We start from the raw sequence: 15030 nt of genomic DNA, 5'->3' as shown, positions 1-15030 counted from the left end.
ACTATCCACTATCCACTATCCACTATCCACTATCCACTATCCACTATCCACTATCCACTATCCACTATCCACTATCCACTATCCACTATCCACTATCCACTATCCACTATCCACTATCCACTATCCACTATCCACTTTCCCCGCAGCGCAAGGGGATTTTTTTTGCCCGGTAGGAAACGGCAAGGCGCTTCGGAAAATAACATCGAGGCCCCCAAGCTGGCGAAGAGGGCGCGCGCCCGTTTCCGTCACAGACATTGGGTGGGCCCCGAAGCGCGGTAGCGACTGAAGCTATATGGCTTTTGTGTGAAGTTCTGACGAATTTGTGATGCGGGCAGTGAGGCGAAATGAACACAATCAACATAAAGTAATACTTTCTTATATGAAATCTATTTCCATTCGTGATGTATGAGCTTAGAGAAATCCTAGGCCGGACCGTTTTAAGACGGGCGGTGTATCAGGAAGGAAAATAGAAAATGGGAACAATGTCTCGTTCATTAGCGGGCGCGTCGGTTTTTGCGCTTGCGACGGTCTGCATGGCCTCGCCGGCCTTTGCTCAAATAGAAGATAACAAGGTCGCGCCGGCAGCGACTGCCACGACAAATGATTCGGAAACCGTCATCGTGGTGATGGGCTTGCGTAACAGTCTGGCGACTGCGCAGGCCGTTAAGCAAAAATCCGACCAGATCGTTGATTCGATCACCGCGACGGACATCGGCCGTTTCCCGGACGTGGACATCGCCGAATCGCTTCAACGTATTACGAACACCTGGACTCCGCGGTCAACCAGAAAGGTATGAATGAGTACCTTTTCTCAAACTCGACCCGAGCCAGCTATAACTATGTCTTCGACAATACGGGTAAATTCCCGGTTCATGGTACGGACACACCGGGTTATCTGGCAGATCCGGCGAACTATAATTACGGGGCGGTTCAACCAACCGCGACCCGCAATACCGCGACTGCCGATGCCATCAAGCTCGATCTGACTTGGGATTTCGACAACGGCTTCCCAATTACCCCGCCGCACCTCGACTGGTCGCTTGATGATGTTCATCCGAGCTGGACCTGGCCTGGTCAGGAAGGCAAACGGGTTGACGTGGTTGTTTATTCGGAATTCCCGGAAGTCGAACTTTTCCTGAATGGCAAAAGCCTGGGGCGTAAGGCGGTCGGACCGGAATATAAGGCCACCTATTCACTGACCTATGCGCCGGGCGCCCTGACGGCTGTCGGTTATGAAAATGGCAAGCCGGCCGGACGTTGGGAATTGCGCACCGCCGGTAAGCCTGCCGATACGCGCATTTCACTCGACAAGACGCAGATTAAGGCTGACGGCGAGGGCCTGGCCTACGTAACGGTGGCGCTGGTCGATACCAACGGGACACCCATCTATGCCCGGTCTGATGATCGCCAGGTGCAGGTTCGTGTTTCCGGCGCCGGTCAGCTCGCCGGGATTGGTAATGGCGATCCGCAGGACGCGGCCAGTTTCCAGTCCGGAGATCGCAAAACGTTTCATGGGCAGGTGGTGGCGGCCATTCAGGCGGGCACGACAGCGGGCCCGATCGGGGTTGAGGTGACCGTCGAAGGCCTGCCTGCACGCAAGGTTTGGCTGAATGCGATATCCAGATAAGGACACTTATGGGAACTAACTGCGGGCTTAACCCAAACGCGCATGAAAAGTACGACTTTTGCCGTTGAAATAATATTTCATATATGCCGCTAATTTGTGAAGATTGCAGCGTGCCCGGTTCATACAATTGCCGGAAATGGGCTGCGAAAAACAGGGCGCCGCTTGCTCGCGGCCAAGGAGTGAAACATGCGGATCAGTAAACGAAACCTGCTGGCTGGCGCGCCGATTTTGGCGGCATTGGGCCTGGCGACGGCTGGGCGGGCTAAGGCGGGAACGGCTGATCTGGCCTGTAGCACCGCGCCGGTCGCGCCCGATTACAAGCTGCCTATTGCTAAAGGCCCTTTCAAGCCGACGGTCGAGTCCCTGGAAACATATGAGACGCCTGAGTGGTTCCGTGACGCCAAATTCGGCATCTGGGCACACTGGGGACCGCAGGCGGTGCCACGCGCCGGCGATTGGTATGCCCGCTTCATGTATGTGCCAGGGCATCCGCACTATGATCAGCATCTGAAGGCCTACGGCCATCCGTCCGAATTTGGCTACAAGGACATTATCCCGCTGTGGACGGCGGAAAAGTTCGATCCCGAAGCCCTGATGGACAAGTATGTGGCCGCCGGCGCCAAGTATTTCGTCAGCATGGGCGTCCACCACGACAATTTTGACCTGTGGGATTCCAAGCTGCACGGCTGGAACGCCGTGAAGATGGGACCGAAGCGCGACGTGGTCGGCGAATGGAGCAAGGCCGCCCGTAAACGCGGCCTGCGGTTTGGTGTGTCGGAGCATCTGGGCGCCAGCCATAACTGGTTCTATACCAGCCACCAGTTTGACCGCTTCTGGCCCAAGATGGGCGTCAATTATGACGGCGCTGACCCGAAATTCGCCGATCTGTATCATGACAATAAGGGGGAGGAGTATCGTGGCGATGGTAAGAGCTGGTACACCACCGATCCGGCCTATCATCAATTATGGTATAACCGCATCAGCGACCTGATCGACTCCTACAAGCCGGACCTGCTCTATTCCGATGGCGGCCTGCCGTTCGGTGTGGTTGGCCGCTCTCTGGTGTCGCACCTCTATAACGGCAGCGTTGACAAAAAAGGCGCAGTGCAGGCCGTTTATAACTGCAAGGACCTGGGTTCGGGCGAATTCCACGCCAAGACCTGTGTGCAGGATGTCGAGCGCGGCGTGCTCAAGGGCATCAATCCGCGGCCGTGGCAGACCGATACGTCAAACGGCGACTGGTTCTACAGCGACAACTATACCTACAAGACCGCGCCGCAGGTGATTACCATGCTGACCGATATCGTCAGCAAGAACGGCAATCTGCTGCTCAATGTCGTTCTGTATCCCGATGGCAGCCTGCCGCCGGAATCACAGACCCTGCTTGATGAACTGGCGGCGTGGATGAAGATCAATGGTGACGCCATTTACGGTACGCGCCCGTGGCACACCTTTGGCGAGGGGCCATCCGCTACGGTGGACGGCGCTTTCCAAGAAAACAACAGCTACACGGCGCAGGATATCCGCTTCACCACCAAGGGCAATAAACTGTACGCGATCACGCTCGGTGAACCGTCGCAAAGCGTGGCTGTGAAGGCCTTGCATGCGGGGCAGGGGGCGAAGGTCGTGCGTAGTATCAGGCTGCTGGGCGCAAAGAAAGCGCTGACCTTCCGTCAGACCGATGAGGCGCTGGTGATTGATCTGCCGGCCTCGCTGCCCACCCGTCACGCCAGCGCCTTTGAAATCACCTTCAAGGCCTAGATATCTTCACTTACCGGCATCGCCCTGGTGCGGCGTCAGTCTGCCGTTCCGTTTTCAGGAAAATACCTCATGAAACTCAAAGCTCTTCTTATCAGCACCGCCGCCCTGTTCGTGGCGGTCACGGGTGTGGCTTCGGCGCAAAGCGCCGTCGGGCATCCGGACTGGCCGGGCGCCGGGGAACTCTATATCGGCGCCAACTATCAGCCGGTCGATCGGTCGCCGGAGGAGATTCACGCCGATATCGCCCTGATGAAGAAGGCCGGTTTTACGGTCGTCAGAATGGGTGACCTGTCGTGGGATTATTTCCAGCCGGCCGAGGGTGTCTTCACATTTGAGAAGTTCGACAAGGTGCTCGCGGAAATGCACGCCAACGGCATCAAGGTCATTGTCGACATTCCGGGCCAACCCGCGCCGATGTGGCTGCACAAAAAATATCCCGGCGTCGATCTGGTGACACAGAACGGCACCCGGCTTTATGCCGCAGAACGCTATATGGACGATACCAGCGATCCCGACTATCGCCGTCTCGCCAGGGACCTGGCCGAGGCCATGACCAAGCGCTATGGCAAAAACCCGGCGGTCATCGCCATTGGCTACAATAACGAGATCGGCAACGGTTTCATGTCCTATTCGGCGGCCGACCGCGACCGCTTTATCATCTGGCTGAAGAAGAAGTATGTCACGCTGGAGGCCCTGAACAAGGCGTGGGCCACGCAGCGCTGGAGCCGTACCCTGACCGACTGGGATCAGGTCGAGCTGCCTTACGCAGAAGGGCCGGGGCCTTTTGAGCGTTACCTGGATCTGCGCCGTTACTGGTCTGAGGTCACCATAGACAACCTGATGGATCTGGAGCAGGCCCGCCGGAAGAATGCGCCTGACAAGCCGACGATTTCCAACCTGTGGGATTCAAGTGACCGCAAGGGGTTTGACTATCTGTCGACCTATAAGAACTATGTCACCTATGGCTCTTTTGGTTACTATGCCGGCGAGCCTATTGGCGGTGCCTATGAAACCCTGATGATGAAGGGCGCCTTGCCGACAGCGTCGTGGTTCAACGAGTTTCAGGCAGGTGGGGGCGGCTTCTATGGCCAGAAGGGCAAGTCGCGCATGTGGGCCTATTTCGGCCTTCTCAACGGCGGGCAGGGTATGCTGGCCTGGACCTTCAACAGCCACCTCGGCGGCGAGGAGCAGGCCTTGTTCGGCCTGGTCGATCACGACAATACACCTTCATGGAAACTGGACGAATGGGGCCGGATCGCTTCGGAGTTCAAAAAGTTTGAAAAGTTAGGCTTTCCGCGAGAAGTCAAGCCTGACGTGGCCTTTGCCTATTCGTTTGAGAGCCGTGTAGCGTCGGCGCCGATCAGCTGGTCGAATACAGTCAAGCAATACTATACCACGCCCTATCTGACGCAGCAGCACAATGCGTTTGCCCCCATCTATAATGACAATATCGACTCGGCCGTCATCAATATCGGTCATGAAGACCTGAGCCGTTATAAAATGGTCGTGGTGCCGGGCGATTATCTGATGGATCAGGCTTCGGCCGACGCCATCCGCACCTATGTCAAGGGCGGCGGCACGGTGATTATGACGGCGTTTTCCGCGAAGGTCGATGAGCACAATCAATGGTTCAATATCCCCTTGCCGGGGCGGCTATCGGATGTCTTCGGCCTGAAGACGAACGAATTCTACCGCACCGATACGCCGCTGACGGGCAAGATCGGCGACACCGATTTCTCCACCTCAATCAATTTCTATGAGGTTTTGGAGCCGTCCACCGCCAAGGTCATGGCGCGTTTCTCGAATGTGGATGGCGCACCGCCGGTTATTACGGTCAATAGCTTCGGCAAGGGACAGGCGATATACGTCGCCACGCCCGCCCAGCCTTCGATCATGCAGCCGCTTTATCGCAGCCTCTATGCGCAACTGCACATCACGCCGGGACCAAAAACGCCGGAAGGCGTCTATGCGCGGGTCGTCGAAGGGCGAACACTTTACGTCAACACGACGGGAAAGGCGCAGGATATTGCCATCTCCGGGGAAAAGACCGGTGTCATTTCCGGTCAGGCCTGGAAGGGCACGTTACGGCTTGAACCATTGGGCGTCGACCTTCTCCAATAGGCCGTCATGTACCGAAGGCCGTCTCACGCACTTACCTGCGGGGGGCGGCCTTCGGTTTAGGCCCTACTGTTGCGACAACGCGTAAATGCGTTCCATCGGCACCCATTTTTGATCCGGACGAGCAAACGGCAACTGCTTTTGAAATCTCCACATTAGCGTTTCCCACTTTTGAACGTCCGGATTTGCTTCATCGGCCGTCGCCTTGGCCTCAGAATTGTAGTGCGGGCCTGGGGTTAGAACCATAACGAGGCGGTTGCCGGCCAGGAAGATTTCGAGTTCTTCGATATCGGCGCCGCGAATTGATTTGGTTACCTGTTCGGGCACGGCGCCTGCCATATGCCATTTCTTATATGCGTCTATCGTCGCGGCGTCATCCTTCAGATCGAGGACGAAATATTGCTTTTCCATTTGGCTTTTCCGTATTGGGGGAGCGAATTAAGGGTAATTTCAAAATATCTTATACGGTAATTGATATTATTTATAAAACACGCAAATGGCTAATCCCATTTTATCCGGATTGGCCTGTCCTGAATTTACCTCAATGATATGACGCCTGATTGGTTTGTACGGGAATCGCTGTCGCCTATTTGCTGAGGCCGAATACAGCCAAGATTCTGGGTGAGGTAGCGGTTATATTTTGCCGATTATCCGGCGAAGCTTAAATCATCCGCCTTTCACCAGACTGGAACGCCAGGCATTTGATTTTCCAATCGAATTTTCACCGATGCGGCAAGCCGGCGGGCCGCGCATTCACCTAGTGTGCGTTCTGTCATTTGCCTTGCGGATTGGTTGTCATATATGATAGCGAATGTCATATACGATATTTTGACGCACTAACACGAAATGAAATAACGATGAAAGCCATTGTGTGTGATAGACCCTTCTCACTCGAAATTGAGGAACGGCCCGTGCCCGGTCGTAAGGCAGGGGAGGTGATGATCCGAATTCGCCGGGTGGGACTCTGCGGTACGGACTATCATATCTTTTCCGGCGACCAGCCGTTCCTGGCCTATCCGCGCGTTATGGGGCACGAATTGGCGGGAGAGGTTGTCGAGGCTGACGAGGGGACGGCATTGGAGGTGGGGCAACTCGTCACAGTCAATCCCTATATTCCTTGCGGCGATTGCATTGCCTGCCGGAAAAACAAGCCGAATTGTTGTGTAAAAATAAATGTGCTGGGGGTTCATGTTGACGGGGGGATGACCGAATTCATCTGCGTGCCGGCCGCGGCTGTGATCCCGGTCGATGGATTGACGCCCGACCAGGCGGCCATGGTCGAATTTCTTTCGGTTGGCGCTCACGCCATTCGGCGCGGCCAGACAACCAGGGGAGACCGCGCCCTGGTCGTCGGCGCGGGGCCTATCGGTGTCGGGGTAGCGCTGTTTTGCAAGTTTGCCGGCGCCGAGGTCACCCTCATCGATACAAGCGCCGACCGTCTCAACTATGCCCGCGACAAGGTTGGAATTGACCACGTGGGGCAGGTTGGTGATGAGCTGGAGGATTTCCTCAAGGGGCGGTCCGATGGTGAATATTTCGATGTCGTGTTCGACGCGACGGGCAATGGAAAGGCAATTGAAAAAGGCTTTTCATACGTCGCGCATGGCGGCCGTTATGTCCTTGTGAGCGTTGTAAAGGACGTAATTTCTTTTTCAGACCCGGAATTCCACAAGAGGGAAACGACGCTTTTAGGCAGTCGGAACGCGACCCGCGAGGATTTCGAATACGTTATCGAGAAACTGCGATCTGGCGCCATCCCGAGCGAGATGCTTCAAACTCACAATTTTGATCTCATGGACACGCCGACAATGATCAGAGATCTCATGGCAAATCAAGGCTCGGTACTGAAAGCAATCGCAACGTTCTGATCGGCGTCAAAAAAGCAAAAAATCGCATCACAGGAGAGAAAGTATGGCGGATATATCAGGTATGACCGGCCAGTTGAAACAGGAGCATGCGACGGGCGGGCACTTTATCACCCGTGGGTAATGCTTGTCGGGAAGGTCATGACGGGCGTTTCGATCAATTGCCTTTATTATTGCGGCGAATAATGGAGGCGGTAGATCGTGTCCCATCCCCTCGATCAACATGAAGTCGGCCTTAGGGATGCTATTGGCTGTATCCAGGCCACAAGCAGGCAGAAAAAGCGGATCGTCTGAACCGTGAATAACGAGCGTTGGCACGGTAATCGTGGCCAGCCGTGAACGCCGATCGCCTGTGACGGCAACCGCCGCGATCTGGCGCGCCGTCCCGGCTGGGTCGTAGGCACGGCGTAGTTCCGCAAGCACAAGTTCACGGCATGCGCTTTCGTCGAATGGAAAACCTGTGCCTGCGATACGCCGGGCGAACGTAACGCGATTAGCCAGGAAGCCCACCTCATCGGCCGCCGGGTCGGGGGCCGGAGTCGTCATCAGAGCCATTGCATCAGCCATTGGAGGCGGAAGCGCGGGGTTACCGGTGCTTGACATAATCGAGGTCAACGAAAAGGCGCGATCGGGGTACTCACTTGCAACAATTTGCGCGATCATGCCCCCCATCGACCGGCCGACCAGGTGGGCTCCATCTATCCCTAGTGCATCCATGAGGCCGATAGTGTCTTTCGCCATCTCACATAGGGTGTACGGCGCTTCGGGGCGTCGACCAGCCATGAGCGCTTGCCCGATCATTGCGAAATCAGGTGTCCCGCTCCGATCGAAATGGGTTGATCGTCCGACGTCGCGATTGTCGAAGCGGATGACCCGGTAGCCCTTGTCGGCCAAGTCTTCGCAAAACGCGGACGTCCAGCGGATCATTTGTGTGCCGAGACCGGCTATAAGCAGGAGCGGAGCGTCATCCGCCTTGCCAAAACAGTCATAGGCCAGCTCGATGCCATTCGATTTTGCCATATTCATTTGGTGTGTCCGTTTCAATTGTGTTGAGGCGCAGAGCAGTTCCTGCCGGTTGTTGTTTGCGTTAGACGCTAGGCCGCCGCGAGGGACAGTGCATACTCACGGATATCGGCGGGCCAGGCTTCCATCTGCTGAGCCAGCCTGGAAAGATCACCTGTGAATAGCGTGCGAATGGCCTCCTCATAGCCAGAAAAATCGCCGGCGATGGCCGTCATGAACTGGTAGGCCGCCTCCTGTGCAATGCGCTGCTTGGCCTTCGGTAGTTCAGTGCGCCTCGCGTTATCGACGAGCCGGCGCAACGCGGCCGACGCGCCGCCCGGTTGGGCACCCAGCCATTCCCAATGCCGCGGAAGCAAGGTGATTTCGCGCGGAACGACACCCAATTTCGGCCGGCCCCGGCCTCTTGGTTCGGAATCCCTAGTGTCGTCGGCTTTAACTGGCTGACTGACGGGAGAGCGAAATCGGCCAATAAATGTCTGCGGGGGCTGTGACAGTCTTTCGCGGACGTCTTCCGCATTTCCGCGCAGGTCTATGTCGACGGACCGGCCCGTTGCGTCGTCGAACACAAGGAGGCACTCTGTTGAACCGGCGTCTGATGCGGCTTTGACGGTGAGCGCGACTTCCGGGAGCGACGACCTGACAATCAGCCGGTGCCCCTCGAATGCAGTAAAAAGCTTGATTGCAGGTTCAGTCACAGCGTTTTCGCTCCCAATGTATTTTTATTTTACCCGGATAAAATACTTGCGTCAATATTACCCGTATAATAATGCGTGGTGCCGCAAATTGCGGTGCGAAGTTGTGACCAATCAGGAGCCAGGATGAAGAGTGAAGCGCGAAAGGTTGCGATCGCCGCATATAAGGAGCGTAAAAGCAACGCGGGAATTTATGCCGTACGCTGTACCGCGTCCGACGCAGTCTGGGTCGGACACTGGTCAGATGTTGAAACCATCCGAACGCGAATGTGGTTCACGCTACGGCTAGGAACTTACCCAAACAAGGCGGTCCAGGACGCCTGGCGGTCGCATGGCGAAGCACAGTTCAGTTTCGAAGTCTTAGAACGCATCGCGGAGGAGGCTACGCCCTACTTGCTCACAGCAAAGCTGAAAGACCGGGCGGACCACTGGCGTGCGACATTGCTTGCCCATCCGATTTGATCATGCGTGAGATGAAATCGTCCGGCGTTTCGGTGTACGTCCGCTTCTGGGCAATAATAAAGGCCGTCGGCAATTGTCTGCAACGGGTGCGCAAGAGACTGTTGCATCAGCGCAGGCCGTACAATGCGGCCGGTATTTTCCTCATCGATATCTTTGTAGTTTAGCTTGGTTCGTCGGTTTGGTTTTCGATATCTTGTAGATATCTTATTCGGCTCATGATCGCAGCTTTTACACTTTCGTGAATATCCATGTGCCTTCCGACGCGATTTGCATTTCCGTTTAGGAAAGTTTGTGGGGGCAGCTATCGGGTTGTTTACGTCCTCATTCGCCGGTTGTGACGCTCCTGGGGGGCGAATAATTGCCCATAATGGTCGGGCGAAAGGTTCGAAAAATATGACGCTGGGTGCGCCATTTTTCATGATTTAGATATTTGAAGAGTTGGCCCGTCAAATAGTGTTGTCGGTCCGTTTGGGTCCATTACAGATGTTCGCGGCCTCAGCCGATGGCCAAAAAGCAGTCGTCAATTGATTAAAGCTTATCTCGATTGAACGATTAACTCTAAATTTTTAACCGGTAGTCAAGCGGGGCGGCGCCATGATCGAGTGCGCCGTTAAGTGCGACGCGATACTGATCCTTGCATGGCGCCGAATGGCATTGCCGTGTTGGTTTCTTTTATGCTGTTATCTTGTTTTATTTCTCAGTTTGGATCTCTGGCTCGATGCCGGCGCGCGCGATAATTGCCTTGGCCGCTTCCGGCCAGGCATTACTGTGGACCTTGGTGTTGTCGATGAACTGGTTATTCAGATAGTCGGTCCATGAGCCGCTGCGTACGCCGGAATTATACCAATTGCCCTTGGCGGTATTATCCATCGCGGTCCGTCGCGGCGCCAGATTGTCCTGAGAGTTGATGTTGAGCCAGATGCCGACATTGCTGACGACGTTGTTGCGCACCGTGACATATCTTGACCCTTCGTCGAGATACAAGGCAATGCCGCCGGGCACGTCATAGACGTAGTTTTCCGCGATCAGGGCGCCGGGATCGGCGGACAGATGATAGATCGCGCCCCCGTCAGGAAAAGATTGTTTTACCTCATGCACACGGTTGGCGAAGACCACGGTGTCATGAAGGATGGTGGGCGTATTATACACCAGATTGCCGGGCTGATCGTAATAGCCGCGGTTGGCGGTGCGGTAGGCCGGCGACCCGCCCGGATCGTTGGCGCCCCAGCCCCAGCCGATGTCGATGCCGTCATAAGGGGCCTGCGACACGTCATTGTGAGTGATGGTCGTGCCAGCGGCATAGGTCACCATGATGCCGGCCTGCTCGTGATAGTCCTGAGAGATATTTTGCACGAGATTATTGGAGATCAGAATGTCCGCGACGGTCATTTCCGGGCGCGAAGGATGGTGCGCGTCCGGCGTGACGCCGCCAACCATGATCGCGCCGCCAGCCAGATCGACGAAGCGGCTGCGCACGACGTTGATGGTGCTGGCGCCCAGACCGATTCCGCTGGCATTGGCTTCCGCATTGTTGCCGATGCCGAGGCCAATCTGGCCGAGGTGGGTAAATTCGTCATGGGAGAAGGTGATACGCTCGGCGGCTGAGACCTGAATGGCCGCGAGCTGCTGACTCCATTTGTTGCGCATGGCCTCGAAGGCCGTGCAACCCCAGCTACAATCGCGGATCGGGTCCTTTGGGTAGTTGGGCATGTCACCGGCAAGGTAAGCGCCGCTTTGCTGACTGGCGTAGCCTTCGGCCCCCGATGGTTGCAGCCAGCTCGTATGCTGGAAGCTAAGGCCGGTAAATTCGAGGTCGACAATCGGCCGCTCATAGGCGCCGCTGATCGACATCAGCCATTCCAGATGTGGCGCTTCGACATCGGCTGAAGCCATGTCCTCGCCCTTGCGCGGCTTATAATAGATTTTGCCGGCGTTCGGGTCGGCAAACCACTCGCCTTCTGTGCGCAGGAAGGCCAGAGAATTGACGAATTCCAGGCGGGCATTTTCCGGTGAAACCGGCCTGGCCAGGGTGTCGTAACCGACGATATTGTTGCGCCAGCCCGGCTGCTGCATGACAATGCGGTCGCCTTCGATGCGCTGGATCGTAGCGTGTCGATCGGTGAACCAGCCAAGATTTTCGACTTCGAGACGACTTTGATCGGGAAGGTCAGCCAGAAAGCGCCAGGCCGGATCGACGATCTTTAGACCCCAGTCATAGAATTCGAAGGCATTGCGTGGCGCGATGACAGCGGCGCGGCGCGACAGTTTTTCATTCACCCAGATCTGGCGCGGGTCCATGCCCCGTGGCATATCGGCCACCCAGATGTCGCGGTCCACATCGGCGCGGGTCCAGCCCTGGATGCGCACGCCGCCCGAAATGACCGGATGCGCGCCGGGCGCGGCCTGGTAACGCACGGTAAAGCCGCTTTGTCCGCCATCAGCGGCGGTGAATCTCAGAGGGGCGTGGAGTCGATAAACACCGTCGGCAACGCTGACGGTAACGTCACTGTCCTGATTAAGGGTGCGCACGGCGGCTTGAGCGCGCGCGAACGTGGCGAAGGGATGCGTGGACGAGCCGTCGCCATCGTCGGCCCCTTGCGGGGAGAGATAGACAATCGAGGGAATGGGAGCTGGACGGTGCGCCAGATGGACCGAACCGGACATACGATCCGATCTGGGCGGCACGACAACTGGGATATCAGGCGCGGGCGGCAGTTGCGCGAAGGCCGACGTGGCGAACGTCACCAGGGCAGCCGCGCCCAAGGCGGTGCCGCAGACGAAGAGGTTGTCTCTTGGCTTTTTCATGGAGGCGTGTCCTTCCTGTGGGCACTCTGATTATTTTGCGCATAGGATGATCGTTGCGCCGCAGCCCATCACATCATACGTATTATGTTGCAATTGACTTCTCGTCCATTCCGAATCCGGAATTTTTTAACAGACGACAATATTTGATAGATAAAGAATGAGAAAAATAGTGACGCCGGCTGGGCATTTCTGCTGACTGGCTTTCGCAGGCTTTTCCAGTTTGAAGGCGATGGCGACTACATCAGGACTGACGATAATGGCCGGCAGGGTTACTTCCACGTCACCGATGGTCGGTACAAAGTCCGGCGTGGTACGGCGGCGCTAAGCGAAAATGACCGAAGCGACTGGAGCGAACATACGGGCTCGGAAATGCGGTTCTGGTCGGTGAAAAGGAATTTAATCATCCAGCCCCGTCAGAAATGGCGTTTTTTTTGATGCAACCCGAAGTCATACGATGTTTTGACAGTGGTGGGTGATTTATTTTAATAAATTCAATAATTTATCTATATAATGGCGGACAGGGAGGGATTCGAACCCTCGGTACGCTTTCACGTACACACGCTTTCCAAGCGTGCGCGATCGACCACTCCGCCACCTGTCCATCCATCAAATCGCGACAGGTCGAGTGTCGCGCGGAAGGCGGTCTTTATACTCACGCCGCGCAAAGTCGCAAGCGAAGTTTGCCCCTTACCACCGCTTTTTTTGTAACTATATTGACGGCATGGGCGTATATTCGACGCAACAAGAAGGAAAACACCATGTTCGGCCTTAAATCCCAGATGATTTCCGCCACGCAGGCCCTGGCTGGCCGCAACGAAGCCATCCCCACTGAGGACACCCATTTCGTCCTGCATACCCCACTGAAAGGCCCTTATCCGGCCGGTATGGAAACGGTTGTGTTCGCCATGGGCTGCTTTTGGGGCGTCGAGCGCAAGCTGTGGCAACAGGAAGGCGTTTACGTCACCGCCGCCGGCTATATCGGCGGCTATACGTCCAATCCGACCTACAAGGAGGTCTGCTCCGGCCAGACCGGACATACCGAAGGCGTGCTCGTGGTTTATGACCCCAAAAAGATTACCTTCCAGCAGTTGCTGAAAGTCTTTTGGGAAAGCCATGACCCGACGCAAGGCTTCCGTCAGGGCAATGATGTCGGCACGCAATATCGTTCGGCCATCTTCACCAAGACGGAGGCGCAATACGATGCCGCCGTCACCAGCAAGGCGGCCTTCCAGAAATCGCTGAATGCGCTCGGCAAGGGGCTGATCACCACCGAGATCGAACCGGACGCGCCTTTCTATTTCGCAGAGGGCTATCATCAGGGTTACCTCGCCAAGAATCCCGAAGGCTATTGCGGTCTGAAAGGCACCGGCGCGGTCTGCGCCATCTGAGTCAGCGGCCTAGTTGGCTTAAAACCCGCGGCGCGATCTCGCTGAGATCTTCCGAGATCAGGCCCGGTCCGAACAACCGGGCACACTCGGCGTGAATCCAGGCGGCGGCGCAGGCGGCATCGAAGACGTCCATGCCCTGGGCCATCAATCCACCGGCAAAGCCCGCCAGCACATCGCCGGAACCCGCCGTGGCCAAGGTCGGTGGTGCGGCGCGATTGACCACCATACGGCCGTCCGGCGCAGCGATGATTGTATCGGCGCCCTTCAACAGCACCACCGCGCCGCTGGCCTTTGCCGCTTGCAGGGCATCGCTTTCCCGATTGATCACCTTGCCGAACAGCCGGGCGAATTCGCCTTCGTGCGGGGTGAGAAGAACCGGCGAGCGGACGGCCTTGAAAAGCTCTGTCGGCTCATCCTTGAAAACGGTCAGGGCGTCGGCATCGAGCACACAGGCTTTTTCCGCTTTCAGGGTCGTCAGCACGAACGCCTTGGTGCGCTCATTGACGCCGGCGGCCGGCCCCAGGACGACGGCGGTGATGCGCCGGTCGGCCATCAGTTCAGCGAAGGCCGCTTCGTCGCGCACCACTTTCGTCATCACCGCTTCCAGCGCCGTGGCATAGACGATCAGGCTCGACGGATCGCAGGCCACCGACACCAGTCCGGCGCCGATGCGCAAAGCCGCGCGCGCCGCCAGACGCGCCGCACCGGTTGAGGCCACCGGTCCGCCGAGCACCACGCAATGACCACGATCATATTTGCTGCCATCGGTTTTGAGGGCGGGCAGGGCGGAAAGCCACAGGTCTGGGGAATTGTCGGTCATAGGAAGGGTATGATCTCTTTCAGTGTGGCTGAGTCAACCTGTCCGTAACGTGGGGAAAATCCCGCTCGCAACCGCATCCAGTCCTCCATCATCGCCGCTTGTTGTTCGTAGCCGTAATCCGTATAGGCGCGGCCATCGATCCGGTAATGGTATTGCCCGCGTTCGCGCAGGATATAGCGCCACAGGGTCAGGCCATTTTCATACTGCCAGACATGGACCAGTTCATGCGCCAGCAGGCTCATGGCGACCGGATTGCCGCTCATATCCGCCGGCGGACGTGGCCAGTGTATCCGCCGTCTCCGCACCACGATTTGCGGGCCACGTCCGATCAGCCGCGCCAGCCACGATACCCAGTGATGCCGATCGACAAGCCGGACGTCTTCAAACGGCACGGCCGCGAGAAGGCCGGTCGGGAGGGCTTTGATTTCAGTAGTGGTAAGGGCGCGCATTTGAACCATTGTGAGGAAGC

13 protein-coding genes and 1 tRNA gene are annotated in these 15030 nt (G+C 56.7%); 7 read left to right on the top strand and 7 right to left on the bottom strand.

The genetic code is table 11. The annotated features are described in order from the left end of the window. Positions 1-473: 473 nt before the first annotated feature. The 4 genes from VL130_RS17665 (at position 474) to VL130_RS17650 (ending at position 5509) form a co-directional block, all read left to right on the top strand. Positions 474-797 (top strand): hypothetical protein, encoded by a 324-nt coding sequence (locus VL130_RS17665; protein WP_325364989.1) that lies wholly within the window; start codon positions 474-476, stop codon positions 795-797. Continuing rightward, on the top strand, positions 794-1627 hold the full coding sequence (locus tag VL130_RS17660; RefSeq protein ID WP_325364987.1) for a DUF4982 domain-containing protein: 834 nt from the start codon (positions 794-796) through the stop codon (positions 1625-1627). Before VL130_RS17665 ends, VL130_RS17660 begins: the two co-directional genes overlap by 4 nt. A gap of 186 nt (positions 1628-1813) precedes the next feature. Then, the gene (locus tag VL130_RS17655) at positions 1814-3388 is read left to right on the top strand and encodes an alpha-L-fucosidase (RefSeq protein ID WP_325364985.1); all 1575 of its coding nucleotides are present in this window, start codon (positions 1814-1816) and stop codon (positions 3386-3388) included. Between the two features lie 69 nt (positions 3389-3457). Next, positions 3458-5509, top strand: a complete 2052-nt coding sequence (locus VL130_RS17650) for a beta-galactosidase (protein WP_325364983.1) — start codon at positions 3458-3460, stop codon at positions 5507-5509. Positions 5510-5572: 63 nt separating this feature from the next. On the opposite strand, the gene VL130_RS17645 is transcribed toward VL130_RS17650, so the two are convergent. Continuing rightward, a complete protein-coding gene (locus tag VL130_RS17645; protein ID WP_325364981.1) occupies positions 5573-5917 on the bottom strand; it encodes an L-rhamnose mutarotase in 345 nt (114 codons plus the stop codon). 500 nt (positions 5918-6417) lie between these two features. On the opposite strand from VL130_RS17645, the gene VL130_RS17640 reads away from it, so the two are divergent. Then, a complete protein-coding gene (locus VL130_RS17640; RefSeq protein ID WP_325364979.1) occupies positions 6418-7374 on the top strand; it encodes a zinc-binding alcohol dehydrogenase family protein in 957 nt (318 codons plus the stop codon). A 27-nt stretch (positions 7375-7401) separates the two neighbouring features. Here VL130_RS17640 and VL130_RS17635 read toward each other — a convergent pair whose 3' ends face one another. After that, positions 7402-8397, bottom strand: a complete 996-nt coding sequence (locus tag VL130_RS17635; RefSeq protein WP_325364976.1) for an alpha/beta hydrolase — start codon at positions 8395-8397, stop codon at positions 7402-7404. A 68-nt stretch (positions 8398-8465) separates the two neighbouring features. After that, positions 8466-9089, bottom strand: coding sequence for a DUF2239 family protein (locus VL130_RS17630; protein WP_325364974.1), 624 nt, complete (start codon positions 9087-9089; stop codon positions 8466-8468). Between the two features lie 123 nt (positions 9090-9212). Here VL130_RS17630 and VL130_RS17625 point away from each other — a divergent pair, with 123 nt between their 5' ends. Next, positions 9213-9548, top strand: coding sequence for a GIY-YIG nuclease family protein (locus tag VL130_RS17625; RefSeq protein WP_325364972.1), 336 nt, complete (start codon positions 9213-9215; stop codon positions 9546-9548). Positions 9549-10238: 690 nt separating this feature from the next. Here VL130_RS17625 and VL130_RS17620 read toward each other — a convergent pair. Then, positions 10239-12353, bottom strand: coding sequence for a right-handed parallel beta-helix repeat-containing protein (locus tag VL130_RS17620; protein ID WP_325364970.1), 2115 nt, complete (start codon positions 12351-12353; stop codon positions 10239-10241). A 511-nt stretch (positions 12354-12864) separates the two neighbouring features. Next, positions 12865-12954: transfer RNA gene (locus VL130_RS17615), tRNA-Ser, on the bottom strand. A 157-nt stretch (positions 12955-13111) separates the two neighbouring features. Here VL130_RS17615 and msrA point away from each other — a divergent pair. Beyond that, on the top strand, positions 13112-13741 hold the full coding sequence (msrA, locus tag VL130_RS17610; protein ID WP_325364968.1) for a peptide-methionine (S)-S-oxide reductase MsrA: 630 nt from the start codon (positions 13112-13114) through the stop codon (positions 13739-13741). Between the two features lies 1 nt (position 13742). Here msrA and VL130_RS17605 read toward each other — a convergent pair whose 3' ends face one another. Then, positions 13743-14561, bottom strand: a complete 819-nt coding sequence (locus VL130_RS17605; protein WP_325364966.1) for an NAD(P)H-hydrate dehydratase — start codon at positions 14559-14561, stop codon at positions 13743-13745. Then, the gene (locus VL130_RS17600) at positions 14558-15010 is read right to left on the bottom strand and encodes a hypothetical protein (protein WP_325364964.1); all 453 of its coding nucleotides are present in this window, start codon (positions 15008-15010) and stop codon (positions 14558-14560) included. The genes VL130_RS17605 and VL130_RS17600 overlap by 4 nt, the downstream gene beginning before the upstream one ends. Positions 15011-15030: the final 20 nt, after the last annotated feature.

The organism is Asticcacaulis sp. (genome assembly GCF_035497195.1).
GTDB lineage: Bacteria > Pseudomonadota > Alphaproteobacteria > Caulobacterales > Caulobacteraceae > Asticcacaulis.
Note: the sequence above shows the minus strand (reverse complement) of the source record. Positions and strands in the feature narration are given on the sequence as shown.